Source organism: Pararhizobium arenae (assembly GCF_001931685.1).
GTDB classification, from domain to species: Bacteria; Pseudomonadota; Alphaproteobacteria; order Rhizobiales; family Rhizobiaceae; genus Pararhizobium; species Pararhizobium arenae.
On the sequence record NZ_MOOY01000004.1, the window covers coordinates 248,146 to 269,473 of the forward strand.

General features: G+C 61.3%; 18 protein-coding genes and 1 tRNA gene. 10 read left to right on the forward strand and 9 right to left on the reverse strand.

The annotated features are described in order from the left end of the window. The first annotated feature begins 173 nt into the window (after positions 1 to 173). Positions 174 to 623, forward strand: coding sequence for a DoxX family protein (locus BLX89_RS10560; protein ID WP_075290855.1), 450 nt, complete (start codon positions 174 to 176; stop codon positions 621 to 623). 105 nt (positions 624 to 728) lie between these two features. On the opposite strand, the gene infB is transcribed toward BLX89_RS10560, so the two are convergent. The 4 genes from infB to rimP all read right to left on the reverse strand — a co-directional run bounded on the left by infB (position 729) and on the right by rimP (position 6,526). Beyond that, a complete protein-coding gene (infB, locus tag BLX89_RS10565) occupies positions 729 to 3,431 on the reverse strand; it encodes a translation initiation factor IF-2 (protein ID WP_075290857.1) in 2,703 nt (900 codons plus the stop codon). Positions 3,432 to 3,532: 101 nt separating this feature from the next. Then, positions 3,533 to 4,213 (reverse strand): RNA-binding protein, encoded by a 681-nt coding sequence (locus tag BLX89_RS10570; RefSeq protein ID WP_075290859.1) that lies wholly within the window; start codon positions 4,211 to 4,213, stop codon positions 3,533 to 3,535. 21 nt (positions 4,214 to 4,234) lie between these two features. Beyond that, positions 4,235 to 5,842, reverse strand: coding sequence for a transcription termination factor NusA (gene nusA / locus BLX89_RS10575; protein ID WP_075290861.1), 1,608 nt, complete (start codon positions 5,840 to 5,842; stop codon positions 4,235 to 4,237). A 66-nt stretch (positions 5,843 to 5,908) separates the two neighbouring features. Further along, positions 5,909 to 6,526: a ribosome maturation factor RimP gene (rimP, locus tag BLX89_RS10580; protein ID WP_075290863.1), complete on the reverse strand. Its 618-nt coding sequence runs from the start codon at positions 6,524 to 6,526 to the stop codon at positions 5,909 to 5,911. Between the two features lie 294 nt (positions 6,527 to 6,820). Here rimP and BLX89_RS10585 point away from each other — a divergent pair, with 294 nt between their 5' ends. After that, the gene (locus tag BLX89_RS10585; RefSeq protein WP_075290864.1) at positions 6,821 to 8,443 is read left to right on the forward strand and encodes an MFS transporter; all 1,623 of its coding nucleotides are present in this window, start codon (positions 6,821 to 6,823) and stop codon (positions 8,441 to 8,443) included. Between the two features lie 135 nt (positions 8,444 to 8,578). After that, on the forward strand, positions 8,579 to 9,802 hold the full coding sequence (locus BLX89_RS10590) for a PQQ-dependent sugar dehydrogenase (protein ID WP_075290865.1): 1,224 nt from the start codon (positions 8,579 to 8,581) through the stop codon (positions 9,800 to 9,802). A 79-nt stretch (positions 9,803 to 9,881) separates the two neighbouring features. Here the strand turns inward: BLX89_RS10590 and BLX89_RS10595 are convergent, their stop codons facing one another. From BLX89_RS10595 to BLX89_RS10605, 3 genes are all read right to left on the reverse strand, one after another. After that, entirely contained in the window at positions 9,882 to 10,913 is a 1,032-nt protein-coding gene (locus BLX89_RS10595; protein ID WP_075290866.1) for a hydroxyacid dehydrogenase, read from the reverse strand. Positions 10,914 to 11,008: 95 nt separating this feature from the next. Then, complete coding sequence (locus BLX89_RS10600) at positions 11,009 to 11,194, reverse strand: hypothetical protein (protein ID WP_075290867.1); 186 nt, start codon at positions 11,192 to 11,194, stop codon at positions 11,009 to 11,011. Positions 11,195 to 11,369: 175 nt separating this feature from the next. Next, a tRNA-Ser gene (locus tag BLX89_RS10605) sits at positions 11,370 to 11,459 on the reverse strand. A 289-nt stretch (positions 11,460 to 11,748) separates the two neighbouring features. Here BLX89_RS10605 and BLX89_RS10610 point away from each other — a divergent pair. From BLX89_RS10610 to BLX89_RS10625, 4 genes are all read left to right on the forward strand, one after another. Continuing rightward, positions 11,749 to 12,066, forward strand: coding sequence for a hypothetical protein (locus BLX89_RS10610; RefSeq protein ID WP_075290868.1), 318 nt, complete (start codon positions 11,749 to 11,751; stop codon positions 12,064 to 12,066). 167 nt (positions 12,067 to 12,233) lie between these two features. Then, the gene (locus tag BLX89_RS10615) at positions 12,234 to 13,118 is read left to right on the forward strand and encodes a helix-turn-helix domain-containing protein (protein WP_075290869.1); all 885 of its coding nucleotides are present in this window, start codon (positions 12,234 to 12,236) and stop codon (positions 13,116 to 13,118) included. A gap of 163 nt (positions 13,119 to 13,281) precedes the next feature. After that, positions 13,282 to 15,450 (forward strand): TonB-dependent siderophore receptor, encoded by a 2,169-nt coding sequence (locus BLX89_RS10620; RefSeq protein WP_075290870.1) that lies wholly within the window; start codon positions 13,282 to 13,284, stop codon positions 15,448 to 15,450. A 342-nt stretch (positions 15,451 to 15,792) separates the two neighbouring features. After that, the gene (locus BLX89_RS10625) at positions 15,793 to 16,785 is read left to right on the forward strand and encodes a BMP family lipoprotein (protein ID WP_075290871.1); all 993 of its coding nucleotides are present in this window, start codon (positions 15,793 to 15,795) and stop codon (positions 16,783 to 16,785) included. Positions 16,786 to 16,847: 62 nt separating this feature from the next. On the opposite strand, the gene BLX89_RS10630 is transcribed toward BLX89_RS10625, so the two are convergent. Together BLX89_RS10630 and BLX89_RS10635 are read right to left on the reverse strand one after the other, a co-directional pair. After that, positions 16,848 to 17,159: a hypothetical protein gene (locus BLX89_RS10630; RefSeq protein WP_143523579.1), complete on the reverse strand. Its 312-nt coding sequence runs from the start codon at positions 17,157 to 17,159 to the stop codon at positions 16,848 to 16,850. Positions 17,160 to 17,224: 65 nt separating this feature from the next. Beyond that, positions 17,225 to 17,434: a SlyX family protein gene (locus BLX89_RS10635; protein ID WP_075290873.1), complete on the reverse strand. Its 210-nt coding sequence runs from the start codon at positions 17,432 to 17,434 to the stop codon at positions 17,225 to 17,227. A 253-nt stretch (positions 17,435 to 17,687) separates the two neighbouring features. Between BLX89_RS10635 and BLX89_RS10640 the strand changes: the two genes are divergently transcribed. From BLX89_RS10640 to BLX89_RS10650, 3 genes are read left to right on the forward strand one after another with little or no spacing between them, the layout of a single operon-like run. After that, positions 17,688 to 19,223, forward strand: coding sequence for an ABC transporter ATP-binding protein (locus BLX89_RS10640; protein ID WP_075290874.1), 1,536 nt, complete (start codon positions 17,688 to 17,690; stop codon positions 19,221 to 19,223). Continuing rightward, entirely contained in the window at positions 19,220 to 20,350 is a 1,131-nt protein-coding gene (locus BLX89_RS10645) for an ABC transporter permease (protein ID WP_075290875.1), read from the forward strand. The genes BLX89_RS10640 and BLX89_RS10645 overlap by 4 nt, the downstream gene beginning before the upstream one ends. A 3-nt stretch (positions 20,351 to 20,353) precedes the next feature. Continuing rightward, positions 20,354 to 21,325, forward strand: a complete 972-nt coding sequence (locus tag BLX89_RS10650; protein WP_075290876.1) for an ABC transporter permease — start codon at positions 20,354 to 20,356, stop codon at positions 21,323 to 21,325. The last annotated feature ends 3 nt before the right edge of the window (positions 21,326 to 21,328 follow it).

Here is a 21,328-nt window from a genome sequence, read left to right on the forward strand (position 1 = left end):
GTATCGTGGAAATCCGCGGCGCAGGCAACAAAGATGTAATCTCGGCAATACGGCGGCAGTTTTCTCTCACGATAATGTCAACTTATTTTATCATGTTTTATGCCCCGTGCCGTTGCCCTTGCGCGCATTCGCGGCGACAGAATGCCGCATTGCAACAACCCCTGGGGACATCAATGACCGACATTCCATCCAGCCGCCCGCAACCATTCCTTCCGGGCCTCGCCCGCCTCTACCTGCCGCTCGACACGACCGCTGAAACTGTCTTGCGCGTGGTTGCCGGCGTGCTTCTCGTTATTCATGGCTATGGCAAGATCATGAATCCCTTCGGCGCCGTCGGGATGGTCGAAGGACTGGGCTTCTACCCAGGCGTCTTCTGGTCGCCACTGCTGGCCGCGACCGAGTTCTTCGGCGGCATCATGGTCGCGATCGGCGTGTTCACGCGTCCGGCCTCCTTTGCCGCTATGATCGTTCTGCTGGTCACCGTCTATTTCCACGGCATCGTGCTGGGCGAAGGCGTTGGCGGCGCAGAGAAGTCGATCCTGTGGGCGGCCATTTTCCTGTTCTTCGCAGTCCGCGGCTCGAATTCGCAGTCGGTGGACGCCAAGATCGGCAAACAGTTCTGAGAACCGTTTCTGCTTTGGCGGAGAACGAAACACATCCAAACCTCTGCTCAACGAAATATGGCGGCCGAAAGGCCGCCATTTGCGTGTCTATGAGACCCGAAGCGATTACAGCGTGCGGGTGATGTGTTCGACGCGGAAGCACTCGATCGTGTCCCCGGCGCGGATGTCCTCGTAGTTTTCGAAGGCCATGCCGCATTCCTGGCCGACCGGCACTTCCGAGACTTCGTCCTTGAAGCGCTTGAGCGTCTTGAGCTTGCCTTCGTGGATGACGACGTTGTCGCGAACCAGACGCACGCCTGCCCCACGCTCGACCTTGCCTTCGACCACACGGCAACCGGCGACCTTACCGGTCTTGGTGATGTTGAAGACCTCCAGAATCTCGGCATTGCCGAGGAAGGTTTCGCGACGTTCCGGCGACAGAAGGCCCGACATCGCCGACTTCACGTCATCCACCAGGTCGTAGATGATGTTGTAGTAGCGGATTTCGATGCCGGCACGCTCGGCGGCCGCACGGGCCTGTGCGTTGGCACGAACGTTGAAGCCGATGATCGCCGCATCCGAGGATTCCGCAAGAGAGACATCGGATTCGGTGATGCCGCCGGCGCCGGAATGAACGATACGAGCGCGAACCTCGTCCGTTCCAAGCTTGTCGAGAGCGCCGATGATGGCTTCGATGGAACCCTGAACGTCACCCTTGATGAGCAGCGGGAATTCCTTGAAGCCGGTATTCTGCAGCTTGCTCATCATCTGCTCGAGCGAGCCGCGCTGACCGGATGCACGGGCAACGGCCTTGTCCCGGGCCAGACGCTGACGATACTCGGAGATTTCGCGAGCGCGGCTTTCGTTTTCGACGACAGCGAAGCGGTCACCGGCGGCCGGCGTACCCGACAGACCGAGAACCTCGACCGGCATGGACGGACCGGCTTCCTTGACGTGTTCACCACGATCGTTGACGAGGGCGCGAACGCGGCCCCACTGATCGCCGGCAACGATGATCTGGCCGGGCTTCAGCGTGCCCTTCTGGACGAGCACAGTCGCGACCGAACCACGACCGCGGTCAAGCTGGGCCTCGATGACCGTACCCTCCGCCGTGCGGCTCGGATCGGCCTTCAGGTCGAGAATTTCGGCCTGCAGCAGCACGGCTTCGAGCAGCTTGTCGAGGTTGACGCGGTTCTTGGCCGACACTTCGACGTCCAGAACTTCACCGCCCATGGTTTCGACGAAGACGTCGTGCTGGAGCAGCTGGTTGCGGACCTTCTGCGGATCGGCTTCGTGCTTGTCGATCTTGTTGATCGCCACGATGATCGGAACACCGGCAGCCTTGGCATGCGCGATGGATTCGATCGTCTGCGGCATGACGCTGTCGTCGGCGGCGACCACGAGGATCGCGATATCCGTCGCCTGGGCGCCACGGGCACGCATCGCGGTAAACGCGGCGTGGCCGGGGGTGTCGATGAAGGTGATCTTGTGGCCGTTGTGCTCGACCTGGTAGGCGCCGATGTGCTGGGTGATGCCACCCGCTTCGCCGGAAACCACGTTGGTCTTGCGGATCGCGTCGAGCAGCGAGGTCTTGCCGTGGTCGACGTGACCCATGATCGTGACGATCGGCGGGCGTGTCTGCATTTCGCCTTCGTCGTCCTTTACGTCGAAGATGCCTTCTTCAACGTCGGATTCCGATACGCGCTTGACCGTGTGGCCGAATTCGCCGGCGATCAGTTCAGCCAGATCGGCGTCGATGACGTCGCCCGGCTTCATCATCTGGCCTTCCTTCATCAGGTACTTGATAACGTCCACGGCGCGTTCGGACATGCGCTGCGACAGTTCCTGAATGGTGATGGTTTCCGGCAGAATGACTTCGCGAGCAACCTTTTCGCGGGTTTCCTGCATCTGGCTGCGGCGGAACTTCTCCTGGCGGCGACGCATCGCAGCCATGGAGCGACCGCGCGACCCGCTCTCGTCGTCGAGAGCAGCGGTCAGCGTCAGCTTGCCCTTGCGGCGCTCGTCTTCGGTCTTCGGACGGGCAGGAACCTTTGCCGGCTCAGGACGGGTGACCTTGCCGCGTGCGGGCGCTGCAGCACCACCCCGGTTCGGGCGGGCATCGTCCTCGTCATTGGCACGGCCACGGCCGGCAGGACCGGCACCGGGCGGTGCGGCGGAACCCGGACGGGTCGCCTGGGGTCGCGATGCAGGCGCATCGCTGCGGCGCGCGACAACCGGGGCGGCGGCGGCCGCCTGTTCGGCAGCCTTCGCTTCTTCGGCGGCTTTGGCTTCGGCAGCAGCCTTGGCTTCAGCGGCAGCCTTTTCGGCTTCCCGCTCGGCGGCCGGACGGGCAGCTTCGATGGCGGCCAGGCGCGCTGCCTCTTCCTGCTCGGCCTTCAGGCGGGCGGCCTCTTCGGCGGCGCGGCGCGCTTCCTCGGCGGCACGGACCTTGGCTTCCTCGGCATCGCGAATCTGGGCTTCGGCCAGCGCGCGGCGACGGGCGTCGATCTCGCCGGCGGAAAGCTGGTTGAGGACGACGCCGGTGCGCGGGCGGTTGTTGTCGGGACGCTGCTGCTGCTGCGGAGCCGGTGTCGGGCGCTGCTGCTGAACCGGAGCCGGACGGGGCTCGGGTGCACGCACCACAGGGGTAATCGGCGTAACCGGCTTGTCGTCTTCCGGGCGATGCGGGCGACGTTTGCGGGTTTCTACGACGACAGCCTTGGTCCGGCCGCGCCCCATGTCCTGGCGGACCGTTCCCTGATTGACCCCCGAGGGCCGCAGGGTCAGCGTCTTCTTGCCGAATGTCTTGTCGTCGTTGTTATCGGTCATTCCGTTCCGTTCCTAAGATCAGGGCCGGAGGCGTATCACCAGACCCTGTCGTTCTCTCGAATTACGTTCGCGATGGCTCCGGGCTCGGCCGGTGACCCGCGTCATGTTCTCATCTGGCGCGCGTCGCCAGGGGCTCGGTCCGGGACGGTTCCCCGGTAACGTTCGAGCATGTTTGCGCGCTTCACTACACCCTCACCCGCCTGCCCTGCAAGCGCGCAGGCATGGATAAAAGCATTACTTGCCAAAAGCCCCTCCATTTCCGCCTCCGTATGGAAGCGAAACGAGGGTATTTCCTGTCCGTCTTCGGCGACAAAGCTCATCGCCTTGCGCGCCTGGTCTATTTTTCGCACCCCGTCGGCGGCCGCATCGACCGCGTGAAAGGTTGCGATGGCCGCCTGGCCGCGCACGGCCTGTTCAACCTTCGCAGCCCCGGTGACGAACTGGGCCGCCTTGCGCGCCATGTTCATCATACCGGCGAGCTGAACCGACAACAGCCGATCGACCTCGTCGGCAAGCTCCGGTCCTGCCGTCACATCCGTTTTAAGGGCCCGCGCGAAAAGCTTGCGCGCGATCGCCTTTTCCAGAACCGGACGTTCGGCTTTCACCCAGCAGCCGCGACCGGGCAGCTGACGCTTCAGGTCGGGTACCACGCGCCCATCCGGGGCAGCGACGAACCGGATCAGATCGTCCGGGTCGCCAGTCTCGCGGGTGACGATGCACATGCGGCCGTTGATCGGGCCCTCATCAGCATCCCCCTCGGGGGTTTTGTTCTCTGCCTGCATCGCCAATCAGAAAGACGCCGGTTAGGCGTCTTCCTCGGCGCCTTCGAGAGCCTCAAGAGCCGCTTCTTCGCGGGCCAGGTCGTCTTCGGTGATCCAGCCGGCCGCAAGACGTGCCTGCAGGATCATGCGCTCGGCTTCCGTGCGGGACACTTCGAGCTTCGAGAACAGGCCGTCGAAACGCTTGGTTTCGCCGTTCTTGCGCTCCGACCAGCCGACGAGATCGTCTGCGGCGCAACCGGCAAAGTCTTCCATCGTCTTGATGCCGTCTTCGCCGAGCGCAACCAGCATCTGGCCGGTCATGCCGTCGATCGTGCGCAGTTCGTCGGCAACGCCGAGCTCCTTGCGCTTGGCATCCATTTCGGCCTCGAGCTTTTCCAGATACTCGCGGGCTCGGGTCTGGATCTCGGTTGCCGTGTCTTCGTCGAAGCCATCGATCGAGGCGATTTCGTCGAGATCGACATAAGCCAGTTCCTCGACGGCGGCGAAGCCTTCCGAAGCCAGAACCTGACCGACCATCTCGTCAACGTCCAGCGCTTCCATGAACAGGGTGGTGCGCTCGTTGAATTCCTTCTGACGGCGTTCCGATTCCTCGGCTTCCGTCATGATGTCGATATCCCAGCCGGTCAGCTGCGAGGCGAGGCGAACGTTCTGGCCGCGGCGACCGATGGCGAGCGACAGCTGCTCGTCCGGAACCACCACTTCGATGCGCTCCGCATCCTCGTCGAGAACGACCTTGGCGACTTCAGCCGGCTGAAGGGCGTTGACGATGAACGACGCCGGATCCTGGGACCACGGAATGATGTCGATCTTTTCGCCCTGCAGTTCGCCGACGACGGCCTGAACGCGCGAGCCGCGCATACCGACGCAAGCGCCGACCGGATCGATCGACGAATCATTGGAGATAACGGCGATCTTGGCGCGCGAGCCCGGATCGCGGGCAACCGAGCGGATCTGGATGATGCCGTCGTAGATTTCCGGAACTTCCATGGTGAAGAGCTTCACCATGAACTGCGGATGGGTACGCGACAGGAAAATTTGAGGCCCGCGCTGCTCGCGACGAACATCATAGACGTATGCGCGGACGCGGTCGCCGTAGCGCATGTTTTCGCGCGGGATCATTTCGTCGCGGCGGATGATGCCTTCGCCACGGCCGAGATCGACGATGACGTTGCCGTATTCGACGCGCTTGACCGTGCCGTTGACGATCTCGCCGATGCGATCCTTGAACTCGTCGAACTGGCGGTCACGCTCGGCTTCGCGAACCTTCTGGACGATCACCTGCTTGGCCGACTGGGCAGCGATGCGGCCGAAATCCATCGGCGGGAGCGGATCGGCGATGAAGTCGCCGAGAACGGCGTCCGGGTTGCGGTCGCGGGCCAGCTCGAGCGGGATCTGCGTCGAATAATCTTCGGCGTGCTCGACCACTTCGAGAAGGCGCTGCAGGCGGATTTCGCCGGTCTTGGAATTGATGTCGGCGCGGATGTTGCTCTCCGAACCGTAGCGCGAGCGGGCCGCCTTCTGGATCGCATCGGCCATGGCGGCCAGAACGATTTCGCGGTCGATGACCTTTTCGCGCGCGACGGCATCCGCGATCTGCAGAAGTTCGAGCCGGTTAGCACTCACTGCCATTTTCAAGTCTCCGTCTGGTGGGCGGGGCCTCTCATCGAGGTCTTCCGCACTCTTGAACTTATAAAATCAGTTGATCGGCGAATCTTCGTCTTCGAAGTTTTCGTTGGCCGCCTGCGCCGCCTTGGCCTTTTTGTCGGCCGTCAATGCATCACGGATCAGATCGTCGGTCAGGATCAGGCGCCCTTCGGCAACGGCCGTGAACGGGATCTTGACCGAAGGCTCTTCGCCGTAAGCCGGCTGATCGCGCTCGATGGTGAAGCCTTCGGCGTCCGTTTCGGTGATCTTGCCGCGGAAACGCTTGCGGCCTTCAACCAGAACAGAGGTTTCCAGCTTGAGAAGATGGCCTGTCCAGCGGGTGAAATCCGACTTGCGCACCATCGGGCGGTCGATGCCCGGCGACGAGACTTCCAGATGATACTGCTTGTCGATCGGGTCTTCCACATCGAGAACCGGCGAGATCGCCGTCGAAATGGCTTCGCAGTCTTCAACCGTCATGGTGCCGTCGGTGCGCTCCGCCATGATCTGCAACGTTGCGCCGTTCTGCGAAGAAAGGCGCACGCGCACCAGCTGGTATCCCATGGGCACGAGCACCGGCTCGATGATTTCGGCGACGCGAAGGTCGATGCCGGTCTCGACGACGAGACGCGGTTCCTGCTCAAATGTGGCCGGCGTGGTGTCGGACAAAGATGCTCTCCCGTATCACCGGTAATAAAAAAGAGCGGGTCCTGACGGGCCCACTCTTCATCAACCGATCAAGAATTTGAGCGTCATATACGCTTCATTATCCGCAATTGCAAGGTATCCCGACAATACCCGGGGTTTCGCCCCCACCATAGCCAGAATTGGCGGGGTGGATCGCGCGAATCCTGGTTGCCACCCGTGGCACCTGTTCTATGTTCGCGTCAAAGGCCAACCCGCTCTGATATCCGCCCGGGGCAACGGGCATCGGTTGGTCGAGAGACAAGAAGGGGGAGAGCCGTGGCGTCATCGCCGCTCGCGCCGTTCCGGCACGAAACATTCCGCACGATCTGGATTGCCAGCCTCGCGTCGAATTTCGGCGGGCTGGTGCAGGCCGTTGGCGCGGCCTGGCTCATGACCTCGCTGTCTTCCTCGGTGGATATGGTGGCGCTGGTGCAGGCCTCCACGACATTGCCGATCATGCTGTTTTCACTCGTCTCGGGCGCGCTTGCCGACAATTTCGACCGCCGCCGCATCATGATGACCGCACAAAGCTTCATGCTGGTCGTCTCCATCGGCCTGACCATTGTCGCCTGGCTCGGGCTGCTGACGCCCTGGACCCTTCTGCTCTTCACCTTTCTGATCGGCTGCGGCACGGCGCTCAACAATCCCTCCTGGCAGGCTTCCGTCGGCGACATGGTACCACGGGACGATCTCCCAGGGGCTGTCGCGCTCAACAGCATGGGCTTCAACATCACCCGCTCCGTCGGCCCGGCCATCGGCGGCGCCATCGTCGCGGCGGCGGGTGCGGCGGTAGCCTTTGCGGTCAATGCCGTCAGCTATCTGGCGCTGCTCTTTGCATTAACCCGCTGGCAGCGGGACGTGACCCTGCCGACGCTGCCGCGCGAATCGCTCGGGCGGGCGATTTCGGCCGGCCTGCGCTACGTCGCGATGTCGCCGAACATCCTCAAGGTGCTGGTCAGAAGCTTCATCTTCGGTCTTTCGGCCAGCGCCATTCTCGCGCTTCTGCCGCTGGTCGCGCGCGATCTGGTGGCCGGCGGCCCGCTGACCTACGGCATCCTGCTCGGCGCCTTCGGCTTGGGGGCCATCGGTGGCGCACTGCTCAGTGCCCGGCTGCGCGAGCGCATGTCGAGCGAGATGGTGGTGCGCATCGCCTTCGCCGCCTTTGCCGTATCGAGCATTATCACCGCCGTCAGCACCAATGGCGCATTGACCGCCGTGGCCCTGCTTGGCTCCGGTGCCGGCTGGGTGCTGGCGCTGTCACTCTTCAATACCACCGTGCAGCTTTCCACCCCGCGCTGGGTCGTAGGTCGCGCGCTGTCGCTTTACCAGACGACCACCTTCGGCGGCATGGCGGCAGGCAGCTGGATCTGGGGCATCACCGCCGAAAATTACGGTGCGGAATTTGCGCTGTTGTGCTCGGCTTTCCTGATGGTCGTCGGTGCGGCGATCGGCTTCTATCTGATGCTGCCGGAGTTCAAGGCGCTTAATCTCGATCCGCTCAACCGCTTCTCCGAGCCGCTTCTGAAACTCGATCTCAAGCCCCGCAGTGGCCCGATCGTGATCATGATCGATTACGAAATCGACGATGAGGACGTGCCGAAATTCCTGACCGCCATGGCTGAACGGCGGCGCGTGCGCATCCGTGACGGCGCGGGCCAATGGGGTCTCATGCGCGATCTCGAAAATCCCACCGTCTGGACCGAGACCTATCATGTGCCGACCTGGGTGGAATATGTGCGTCACAACCAGCGGCGCACCCAGGCGGATGCCTCGATTGGTGACGAGCTGCTGGCGCTCCATCGTGGCAAGACGCCACCGCGCGTGCACCGCATGATCGAGCGCCAGACCATCCTCCCCTACGACTATGAGCGCTACAAGCAGCAGATGGACATGCACTGAGGCCACCTGTCGTGGCGACAATAAACTCTTGTTGATTCGATGTTGATCGGCCTGCCTGCAACGAAAGGGCGGCCCGGCAGTTTGCTTGCGTAGCAAAGCGTCTGCCGACGCCCCACTAGAGACAGGAGCCATCCCATGCGCACACCGCCCCTTCTTCTTGCCGGAACCATTCTTTCGCTTGCGCTTGTCGCGGGCCCCGCATTGTCGCAATCCGCGGGCGAGCCCGTCGAGACCCGCGCGCCGAACGGCGAAGGGCAGACACCCGCCTTCGAAAATCAGACGCGCGCCCCCCAGCCCGCCGCCACTGTGAAGATCAAAGCCGAGGTCGTTGCCGATGACCTGCCGCAGCTCTGGGCGATGGAGCTCCTTCCGGATGGGCGCATGCTGGTAACCGCCAAGGAGGGCGAAATCCATATCGTGACCGCCGGAAGCGGCGGCACGACAGAGGTCGATGGCGTGCCGGAGGTGGCGTCGGCCGGTCAGGGCGGATTGCTTGATGTTGCTCTCGCGCCGGATTTCGAGCAGTCGCGGCTCATCTATTTCTCCTTCTCCGAGCCGCGTGACGACGGCAACGGCACATCCGTTGCGTCCGCCAAGCTGGTGGAGGAGAGCGATGGCGCGGCGCTTGAAGACGTGAAGGTGATTTTCCGCCAGTCGCCGAGCTACAACAACAGCAAGCACTTCGGTTCGCGCCTCGCCTTCGGACCTGACAACATGCTCTATGTGACCGTTGGCGAGCGATCCGACCGCAACACCCGTGTCCATGCGCAAGATCTGGACAGCGGCTTCGGCAAGGTCTTCCGCATTGATGCCAGCGGCAAGGCGCCAGCGGACAATCCCTTTGTCGGGCGAAACGACGCTCAAGCGGAAATCTGGAGTTACGGACACCGCAACCTGCAGTCAGCCGCCATAGACAGTCAGGGTCGTCTCTGGACGGTGGAGCATGGGCCGAAAGGCGGCGACGAGCTGAACCGTCCGGAGGCCGGCAAGAATTACGGTTGGCCGGTCATCAGCTACGGCGTCGAATACAGCGGTGGGCCGCTCGGCGACGGCATCACGGCCGCGGACGGCATGGAACAGCCCGTCTATTATTGGGATCCGGTCATCGGTCCCTCCGGCATGGCCTTCTATGAGGGCGACGCCATCCCCGAATGGAAGGGTGCCGTGTTGATCGGCGGGCTTGTGGCGCAGGGCGTTGTCGTGCTGCATCTGGAGGGCGACCGGGTGAAATTTGAAGAGCATGTGCCGCTCGAAGCCCGCATTCGCGATGTGAAGGTGGGACCCGACGGTTCGATCTACGCGGTCACTGAAAGCCGTGGCGGCGGCGGATCGTCGATCCTAAAGTTGACGAAGGCCTAGAATTTATCGGGATAAAGCGGGCATCCTTTGACCAAGACAAAGGATTGAACGCGGCGGCAAAAAATTACGGCCGCCGCGATCAGTTCACCGTTACCGGCCTGGAGCGCATGCGCGACACGGTTTCGCGCTCCGCGCGTTTGCAGCGCATGGGCGGCAGGTCGCGGTCCATCAGGTCCATGTCCTCCAGAACCATGTCGCCCATTTTCTTGAAGGCGCTGTCGAGAGCGCCGGCGCGATGTGCGGACCGCAGAAAACCCTTGAGTTTGCGCACGGGGTGATCAAGCGGCAGGGGCTCTTGCGGGTAGACGTCGCTCGCCGCCACGATGCGTCTGCTGGCGACGGCAGCCATCAGGTCGTCGAAATTGACCACATTCGCCCGGCTGAGCAGGATGAAGGCGGCTCCGTCCCGCATCCTCGCAAAGGCTTTCGCGCCAAGAAAACCCTCGTTTTCGCTGGTCACGGCGGCGACCACGAAGATGAAGTCGCTGTTCGACAGCACGTCGTCGAGACTGGCCGGGATGACGCCATGCTCACGCAGGATCGACGCCGGCATCCAGGGGTCGAACACCCGCGTCGTCGTTCTGAAGCCCGTCAGCACGCGGTTAAGGGCCTTGCCAAGATCGCCGAAACCGATGATCCCGACATCCGCGCCCGAAAGAAGCCGCGCCCGTGCGTTGCCGTCTCCGCCCCACAGCTCCCGTCCTTCGCGGAAGTCCACATCGGCATCGACGATACCGCGGGCAATATTGAGCGCCATGGCAAGTCCAAGTTCGGCGACCGGTTCGGCGAAAACCTGTCCCGTCGTCACGACATGGATGCCGCGCTTAAACAGCACCTCATAGGGCATGTTGTTGATCAGGTTGCTCTCGACATTGAGAATTGCCCGAAGCTTCGGCATGCGGTCGAGCGTCTCGCGGCTGAGGGGCGGCTGACCCACGATGTAGCGCGCTTCCTGAAGAACGGCGTCGCCCAATCCGGCGATGTCGTTCGGATCGGCCTCGATGACGTCATATCGTTCATCGAGAATTTGGCGGGCTTGCGGGGTGAAAATGAGATCCAGCGTGCGCGGTTCCGGCGCGCTGATGACGAGTTTCTTCTGCCCGGCAGCCATTCATCTTCCTCCCGCCGACAGTGTTGTCTGCCGGTCTCCCGCAGCAGATGTATCGGCAGGAAAGCGCTTTGAAAAGGGCGGGCTTTGCTCTGAGCTTAACGCCGTGTCAGGCGGCGTGCCGCTTCCTGGGCGGCGGCCTGAGCCTCGAACATCGTCGCAAACTGGCCCTGCGCCGGATAGACCACACCGCGGTTGGTCAGCACGAAACACCAGCGGCCATTCTGGCGCTTTTCGACCGTGATCTTGCTTTCCGCGGGCTTTTTATCGTTCTCGGTCGCCATCGTCGTTCCTCGTCGGGATCATGCTTGCCCTGCTATAACCGCTTGCGAGGAATTCTTGCAAGCGACGGTTAGCGCGCGGCGCAATTTCAGGATTGAGCCGATTTGAAAGAAGCGCGACTCCCGCGCGAGGAACCGGCGATAATCCGTGTTTAAACCGTAATTTTTATAAGGAAAATGGCGGACAGAGAGGGATTCGAACCCTCGATACGCTTTCACGTATACACGCGTTCCAGGCGTGCGCCTTCAACCACTCGGCCACCTGTCCGTTGTCATCGCACCGTCGGTTGGTCCGGTGGGATCGGAGAGATTTTCATCGTCTCCAGAAAGTTCATCGGTGACGAACCCTGTCTCGTCGGCGCGGTGCCGTGGACGGCGCGATATATACCGATGAATTCTGTGGGATCAACTGCTTTCTGACAGTTTTTTGACTTCTTGCGCCATGCCTTCGAGAAATCTGGTGATTGCCGTCCACGAGGGACTTGCCTAAGCCTTTGTCGTGTCTAGCTATGCGAGGCGTCGCCGGTGTTTCCTGCCGGCATGGATGGAGGGTCTGGATGCGGTTCATTCTGCGGTTTGCAAGTTTCCTGTCGCTGGTTGTGGGAACCCTCGTGGCGTCGGTGGATTCGATCCAGTCCGTCTCCGCATCGCAGGTGGTCCTGACGCCGCTTGGAATCGCAATCGCAGCGATGGGAGAGACGGGGCTAGCCTTGGTTCAGTCGCTGGAGCGACCGGGTGGCGCGGCCGGCATCTTCCAGCCGGTCATGCGCTGGGTTCTCATGCAGCCGGCATTTGCCTTCTTCATGATGATCTCCCTGCTGCTGTGGATGGTCGCCTATCGCCGGCCGCCCGTTGCCGGCCGTTTTTCGGGGTAACCGGCCTCTGACCGGACAGGCCGCGCGCCATGGCGGAAAAGCCACAATGCCGGTGGTTTCGGCCCCGCGCGGCATTTTAGCGATTGCGATGAAATGGCTTCTCGTCTACCAAAAACCTGATTTAAAAAAGCAGGTTTTAGCCGCGCAAGTCCGGGCCGGATCGGGTAATGACGTTTCAACCCCGCATGAACAACCGCATCAATGGATTTTCCGTCATTGGCGGCCTTAATCGGCGCCAGTGGAACGGGGTCGTTGCCGATTTGTGGAATGTCAATTGCGCGCCTTTGGCGGGCGGGTTCTACGTGGCGGACGATCCGCGCCTGTTCATTGTGCTGGATGCGAAGGGGGCCGGCCGGCCAAATATCCGCCTGCGTCAGCCGCAAAGCGGCTTCTGCGAGGCGGGGCAGGGGCAGGTGGCCTCCTATATCCCGGCCGGTATGGAATTGTGGGCGGAAATGGTCGAGGTCGAGTATGTCCGCCACCTCGACCTGCATTTCAACGTCGAGATCCTCAGCAGGCGTCTCATGGAGGATTTTGACCCGGCACAGCTCAAGGCGCCGCGGCTGATGTTTTCCGATCCGCGCATTCTGTCGCTCGCCGAGTTGATCGCCGCCGAATGCGTCAATCCCCAACCGCTGCATGATCTCTACGGCGATGGCCTCTCGCTGGCGCTGTTGATCGACGTCATGCGGCTTGGACCGTCGAAGCAGCGAAAGCGCAGCGCCCTTGCAAACTGGCAGCTGCGCCGCGCCATAGACTATATCGAGGAGAATTGCCTGAGCGGCATCCGCATGGAAACGCTCGCCGAACTGACGGGCCTGTCACAGTCCCATTTCAGCCATGCGTTCAAGGCCTCAACGGGGCTGCCGCCACACCAATGGCAGATGAAAGCGCGCATCAACCGGGCCAAGCAACTGATCCTGACGGCAAATCATTCAATGAGTGTCGTGGCGTCCGAAACCGGATTTGCCGATCAGGCGCATTTCACCCGCGCGTTTCGCAAGATCGTGGGCGTGACGCCCGGGAACTGGGCGCGCAATCAGAAAGCCTGATGGGCAAATGCTCCGCTGTGTGAAATTGGCCCAGAAACAGTCAAAGACCGCAGGGAAAGACAATCCCCACCGTAATAGCTGAGATAAATACTCATCTTATATGGGGCGGTGTACGCCGGTCGAGCGGGACTGGCGGTCGCCGGTATTTTTCTAGGGTGACACTATGCGTAACAATGAAACTGGTCTTAACCGTTTCCTCAAGGCGGGCGTCTCGCTTGTAACCTTGGCGATTGCCGGCCTGGCCATGCCGGCCATGGCGCAGGATGCCGGCACCGAGGGCGCGACGCCGCTCGAGCGGCTCGTCGTCGAAGGTGGCAGGACGACCGATGCCGAGGCGAAGGGCCCGGTGGATGGTTATGTCGCCAAGGCCACCGGCACCGGCTCGAAAGCGGCGATGACTGTGTCGGAAATCCCGCAGTCCGTCTCCGTCATCGGCCGCGAGGAACTCGATGACCGTGCGGTCATCAACAAGGTGGATGAGGCCCTGCGTTACACGGCGGGCGTTTCCGCCGAGCCGTTCGGGACCGATCCGGATACGGACTGGTTCTATATCCGCGGCTTCGATGCCAGCCAGACGGGCGTTTTCCTGGATGGTCTCAATCTCTTCTCCTATGGTTTCGGCGGCTTCCAGTCCGATCCGTTCATGCTGGAGCGTGTTGAAGTTCTCAAGGGGCCTGCTTCGGTCCTCTACGGCGGCTCCAACCCCGGCGGTATCGTCGATCTTGTGCGCAAGCGTCCGCAGGACGAACCGCTCTACTACACGGAAATCGGCATCAACAATTTCGGCAATGCCTTCTTCGGTTTCGACGTCAACGACAAGCTGAAGGACGATGGCACCATCACCTACCGCATTACCGGCAAGATCGCCGGCGGCGACAACTATACGGATTACTCCGAGGACCTGCGCGGCTTCATCATGCCGCAGATCACCTATACGCCGGATGATGCGACGAGCCTGACGGTTTATGCGCTCGCGTCCGGCCTCGACCAGACCCACGTTGCCAATGGCTTTCTGCCATATTACGGCACCGTCGAGGATGGCCCTTTCGGCGGCAAGATCGATCGCGATTTCTTCTATGGCGAACCGGATCACGATTATGGCCGCTACGACCAGCAGATGATCGGCTATGAGTTCCAGCATCAGTTCGACAGCGGCTGGACCTTCTCCCAGAACCTGCGTTTCGCGCATCTCGATAAGTCCGAGGAGCTTGTCTATCCTTATGCCTACACGGCAGCGGGGGATCTGGCGCGTCTCGGCTTCAAGCACGATACCAGCGTCGACAGCTTCAACGTCGATAACCGCCTGCAGAACGAGTTCGAGGTGGCCGGCACCGAGCACAACCTGCTTGTCGGCCTCGACTACAAGAACTTCAAGATCGACCAGACGCAGGCTTCGGCCTTCCCCGCTTCGGATCTCGACCCGGAGAACCCGGTCTATGGTGGTGCGCTGCCAGATTACTTCGTTTATCTCGATGGCGTTTCGCGCATGCAGCAGGTCGGCCTTTATGCGCAGGACCAAATCCGCTTCGGCAATGGCTGGCTGATGACCCTGAACGGCCGTTACGACTACGTTGATACCGAGACCGATTCGCGTCTTGCCACGGGCTCCTACACCTCCGACGACAGTGCGCTCAGCGGCCGGGCCGGTCTGGCCTACGAGTTCGACAATGGTCTGACGCCCTATGTCAGTGCCGCGACCTTCTTCAATCCGCTGATCGGCATTTCCGCTTCGGGTACGCCGCTGGTTCCGGAAGAAGGCGCTCAGTATGAAGCCGGTATCAAGTATGAGCCGACCTTCTTCGACGGTCTGCTCACGGCGTCCGTCTTCCACCTGACTAAGGAAAACGCGCTGAACCCGAACGGCTTTACCATGACCCAGCTTGGTGAAGTCGAATCGAAAGGCATTGAACTCGAAGGCAAGGTCAATATCGATCAGAACTGGAAGCTGCTTGCTTCCTACACCTACACCGACATGGAGATCACCGAGGAGGCGGTCGCTGCCTATATCGGCAAGCGTCCGCGCCTGATTCCCGAGCATCAGGCTGCGTTGTGGCTGGATTACACGGTCACCGAGGGCGCAATGGAGGGTCTCAGCCTTGGTGGCGGTTTGCGTTATCAGGGCGAGTCGGCAGCAGATATAGAAAACACGGTTTGGGTTCCCGATGCCGTCGTTGCTGACGCGGCAATCCGCTACGAGAAAAATGGCTGGGGTGCCTCGCTGAACGTCAGCAACCTCTTTGACAAGGAATACGTCAAGGGTTGCCAGGGCACGTTCACTTGCGGTTATGGCGAACAGCGCACGGTCACGCTGAAACTCAGCAAGAGCTTCTGATACCGGCAGCAATACGCAATATTCAGGCCGCCGCATGGTTCATGCGACGGCCTTTTCTTGTGCTGCGATCCGTGACGGAGACCGGTTACCCGCCTGCTGCTGACGGCCTGAAAATCGACCATTTAGCCGCCAAATTCGGCAGATTTTGCCCGCGGTTTGAGCAATTTGCCTTTTTTTACCAACTGAAAAATTTCGGGTGAATTTTCGTTTGAGCCGTGCAAGGATGCGCGCCAGCCAGACCTCCCTGGGGGGCGGTCGGTGGTTCCGCAGACATGCTCTCCGAAGAGAGGGCGTGCGGGAGGACCCAACAAAAAAGATCAATAGCAACAATAGGGCTGCACTATGAAGAAAACCCTCCTCGGCCTCCTCGCTTTTTCGATGATGTCCGCAACGGCGCTCGCCGCCGATATCAAGCCGGCGATCATCTACGATCTGGGCGGCAAGTTCGACAAATCCTTCAACGAAGCGGCTTTCAACGGCGCCGAGAAGTTCAAGGCTGAAACCGGCATCGAATATCGCGAATTCGAAATCGCCAACGACGCTCAGCGCGAGCAGGCGCTTCGCCGCTTCGCAGGCGACGGCAACAACCCGATCGTCATGGCCGGCTTCTCCTGGGCTGCTGCCCTCGAAAAGGTCTCGGCCGAATATCCGGACATCAAGTTCGCCATCATCGACATGGTCGTCGACAAGCCGAACGTGAAGTCGGTCGTCTTCAAGGAACAGGAAGGCTCCTACCTCGTCGGTGTTCTCGCCGGCATGGCGTCCAAGTCCAAGACCGTCTCCTTCATCGGCGGCATGGACATTCCGCTGATCCACAAGTTCGCCTGCGGCTATGTCGGCGGCGCGAAGTCGACCGGCGCTGACGTCAAGGTTCTCGAAGCCTACACCGGCACAACGCCGGACGCCTGGAATGACCCGGTCAAGGGCGGTGAAATCGCCAAGTCGCAGTTCGACCAGGGGTCTGACGTCGTTTATCACGCGGCCGGCGGCACGGGCGTTGGCGTCCTGCAGGCGGCTGCAGATGCCGGCAAGCTCGGTATCGGCGTCGACTCGAACCAGAACATGCTGCAGCCGGGCAAGGTGCTCACCTCCATGCTGAAGCGCGTCGATGTTGCCGTCTATGACAGCTTCATGTCCGCCAAGGACGACAAGTTCGCCGTCGGCATTTCCAATCTCGGCCTAAAGGAAGATGGCGTCGGTTACGCGCTCGACGACAACAACAAGGCCCTGATCACCCCGGAAATGCAGGCCGCCGTCGACAAGGCCAAGGCCGACATCATTGCCGGTACGGTTCAGGTTCACGACTATATGACGGACGAAGCCTGCCCTTACTAAGAACGGCTATGGAATGAGAAAGCCGCCGGTCCTGTGCCGGCGGTTTTTTGTGTCGTAGTCCTTCATGTTGAAGAGGCGGCGGCGTCAGTTTCGTCGAGAAATCGCGTGAGAATGACGACCGCGTGATCCACGGACTCCCGCCCCTTCAAGTTTTTTGGAAGGATTTGCAGCACCAGTACGGAAAAGCCAAACGGTCCGCTGCATGCCGGATAGGTAGCTAGAAGCCACTCGCGAAATCCTTCGAGGACCGGTGGATCGCCTGCAGCATCGAAGCCGGCGAGAAGCCCAAAAAACTGATCGAGGTTGTCGTTTGAAACCCACATGCCTCGATAAGCAAGAACTTTTCGAAAATGCTCTTTGCTGTCTCTCTTCATCGCATGCTCCAGAAGCGATCCTGTCGTCCACTAGTCGATATTGATTCTTGAATTGCGACCAGTAATCAATAATGCGGCGGCCGGGTAATCGCTGGCGCTTCGAGGCTCTGCTCTTCCAGATTGAGAAACCGCTCCGTCAGCCGGTCGAGCTTGGCGCGGGTCTGCTCCACCACTTTCCACTGCTCGGTGAGCTGGTCGGAGAGTTCCTCGATCACTTTCGCCTGATGGGCCACGGTTTCCTCGAGATTGGTGATGCGCGCGTCTTGATCGGCCATGGTCTGTTCCTCGACGTTTTCGTCTCGCCCTCTATCACAATGCAGAGCAGAAACCCTGCGGTATTTCAGGGCGAACGAAGCAAATCGGTGCTGGACTCTCCTTGGAGAAATCGGGAAGAGTGTGCGTGAAATGCGAATTTGGGCTGACAAAGCTAAAATTCGAATGATAAATATATACCAACTGGTAAAAAAATCGACGCCCGTGCCATCCGCCAGAAGATGAAACCGGGCCACTTGGGGAATAAAGGCCGACATGAGCGATCTAGCCATCGAGCTCAGAGGCATCGACAAGAGTTTTGGTCTTGTCCATGCCAATAAAGATATCAATCTCCAGGTCCGCAAGGGCACGATCCACGGGATCATCGGCGAGAACGGCGCCGGAAAATCGACGCTGATGTCGATCCTCTACGGCTTCTATCAGGCCGATCGCGGCGAGATCGTCGTCGACGGCAAGGCCGTTGTCATCAAGGATCCGAATGCGGCGATCGCAAGCGGCATCGGCATGGTGCATCAGCACTTCATGCTGGTCGAGAATTTCACCGTGCTCGAAAACATCATGCTTGGCGCCGAAGACAGCCAGGTGCTGAACACCAGCATCTCCAAGGCGCGCGTCGAGCTGAAGCGGCTGGAAAAGGAATATGCGCTGGAGGTCGATCCCGATGCACTGATCGAGGAACTGCCGGTTGGCCTGCAGCAGCGTGTAGAAATCCTCAAGGCGCTCTATCGTAAGGCCGATATCCTGATCTTGGACGAGCCGACCGGCGTGCTGACGCCTGCGGAAGCCGATCATCTGTTCCGCATCCTCGGGCAGCTGAAGGATCAGGGCAAGACGATCATCCTCATCACCCACAAGCTGCGCGAGATCATGGCGATCACCGACGAGGTCTCCGTCATGCGCCGCGGCGAGATGGTGGCGACGCGCACGACGAAGGAAACCTCCGTCGAGGAACTGGCCGAGCTGATGGTCGGTCGCCGTGTGCTCCTGCGTGTGGAAAAGGGCGAGGCCAATCCCGGCGCGGTCAAGCTGTCGGTCAAGAACCTCACGGTGCGCGACGGTCGCGGCGTGACCATGGTCGACAATGTCTCCTTCGACCTGAAGGCCGGCGAGATCGTCGGCATTGCGGGTGTCGCGGGCAATGGTCAGTCCGAGCTGCTGGAGGCGATTTCCGGCATTCGCCGTGCTGTTTCCGGCTCCGTGGTGCTGAACGGAAGCACTGTTGATGTTACCGGCCATGTCGATCCGGGCGCGTTGCGTAGCCAGGGTCTCGGCCATGTGCCGGAAGACCGTCACCATGTCGGCCTCGTGCTGAAGTTTGATGAAAGCGAAAATGCCATTCTCGGCTATCAGCGCGACAAGCGCTACCTGAACGGCCCCTTCCTCAACATGGAAGCGATCCGCGCCGAGGCCGAAGAGAAAATCCAGAAATACGACATTCGCCCGCCGAATGCGAAGCTGAAGACCGCCAATTTCTCCGGCGGCAACCAGCAGAAGATCGTGCTGGCCCGCGAAATGGAGCGTGGCCCGGACGTGCTGATCATCGGCCAGCCGACCCGCGGCGTCGATGTCGGCGCCATCGAATTCATCCACAAGCGGATCATCGAGATGCGCGACCGCGGCATGGCCGTGCTTCTGGTCTCCGTCGAACTCGATGAAATCCGCGCGCTGTCCGATCGTATCCTCGTGATGTTTGCCGGCCGTGTCGTCGGCGAGCGCGGCACGGACGCGACGGAGGGCGAACTCGGCCTGCTGATGGCCGGTGTCGAAGGCCCCAAGGAGGCCGCCGAATGAGCAATCCATATGCAAAACTGCCGAACTGGGCAGAATACGGGCTGATCCCGCTGGTCAACCTCGTCGTCGCCTTCCTCGTTGCCGGCCTCGTCGTTCTGCTCGTCGGCGAAAACCCGCTGAATGCCGCCTATCACATGGTGAACGGCGCCTTCGGCCGCGGCGAATATATCGGCTTCACCCTCTATTACGCGACCACCTTCATCTTCACCGGCCTTTCGGTGGCCGTCGCCTTCCATGCCGGTCTGTTCAACATCGGCAGCGAAGGTCAGGCCTATATCGGCGGTATCGGCGTGGCGCTCGCCTGCCTCTGGCTCGATCGCACCATGCCGTGGTTCGTGGTGTTTCCGCTGGCAATCATCGGTTCGGCCGCTTTTGGCGCAATGTGGGCCTTTCTTCCGGGCTGGCTGCAGGCAAAGCGCGGCAGCCATATCGTCATCACCACCATCATGTTCAATTTTATCGCCTCGAGCCTGATGGTCTACCTGCTGACGCGCGTGATGAAGCCGCTTGGCTCGATGGCGACGCAGACCCGCACCTTCGAGGCCGGCGGCCAGTTGCCCAAGCTCGACTGGCTGCTTTCGATCTTCGGGCTGAACATCGGCAACGCCCCCTTCAACGTCTCGTTCCTGCTGGCGCTGCTGGCGGCCTTCGGCGTCTGGGTGCTGATCTGGCGCACGCGCTTCGGCTATGAGCTGCGCACCATGGGCCACAGCCCCTCTGCCGCCCGTTACGCCGGCATCAGCGAAACCCGCATCACCATCATCGTCATGATGATCTCGGGCGGCCTCGCCGGCATGATGGCGCTGAACCCGATCATGGGCGAGCAGTTCCGCATGCAGCTCGATTTCGTGCAGGGCGCCGGCTTTGTCGGCATCGCGGTGGCGCTGATGGGTCGCTCGCATCCGGCCGGCATCATCCCGGCGGCTATCCTGTTCGGCATGCTCTATCAGGGCGGCGCCGAGATCGCCTTCGAAATGCCCGCCATTTCGCGCGACATGATCGTCATCATTCAGGGCCTCGTCATCCTCTTTGCCGGCGCGCTTGAGAATATGTTCCGCCCGGCGATCAGCCGCGCCTTTGCATCCTTTGGCCAGCGCTCTGCTGCCGTCCAGACGAAGGGAGCCTGAGCCATGGATTTCTTCCAAACCATCATCGCACTTCTCGAATCCACCATCCGCCTTTCCGTGCCGCTGATCTTCGCAGCCCTTGCCGGCCTCTACACCGAGCGCGCGGGCGTCTTCGATATCGGTCTTGAGGGCAAGATGCTGGGCGCCGCCTTTGCGGCCGGCGCGGTGGCCGCCGTCACCGGCTCCGTCTTTATCGGGCTTCTCGCCGCGATCCTGATTTCTGTTCTGCTGTCGCTGGTGCATGGTTATGCCTCGATCACCCAGCGCGGCAGCCAGATCGTCTCCGGTGTCGCCATCAATTTTATCGTTTTCGGCTCGACGGTCATTCTGGGCGAAGCCTGGTTCCGCCAGGGCGGCCGTACGCCGGCACTCTCCGGCGACGCCCGCTTCCAGACCTGGGACCTGCCCTTTGCAGATGCCGTCAAGGACGTGCCGTTCATCGGCCCGATCTATGCGAACCTGCTTTCGGGCCACTTCCTCCTGACCTATCTCGCCTTCGCGCTGGTGCCGATCAGCTGGTGGGTGCTCTATCGCACCCGCTTTGGCCTGCGCCTGCGCGCCGTCGGGGAAAATCCGGGTGCGGTCGATACGGCGGGCATCTCGGTCATCTGGCTGCGCTACCGGGCCGTCATCTGCTGCGGCATTCTCTGCGGCTTTGCCGGCGCCTATCTGTCGCTTGCCATGAATGCCGGCTTCGTCAAGGGGATGACGGCGGGCAAGGGCTATATCGCGCTCGCCGCGCTGATCTTCGCCAAGTGGCGTCCGGTCAACATCATGCTGGCCTGCCTGCTGTTCGGCTTCCTCGATGCTTTGGCGATCCGTCTGCAAGGCAATCCGCTGCCGCTGATCGGCCAAGTGCCGGTACAGCTGATGCAGGCGCTGCCCTATATCCTGACCGTCATCCTGCTGGCCGGCTTCATCGGCAAGGCCATCCCGCCGAAGGCTGGCGGTATTCCCTATGTGAAGGAGCGCTGATCG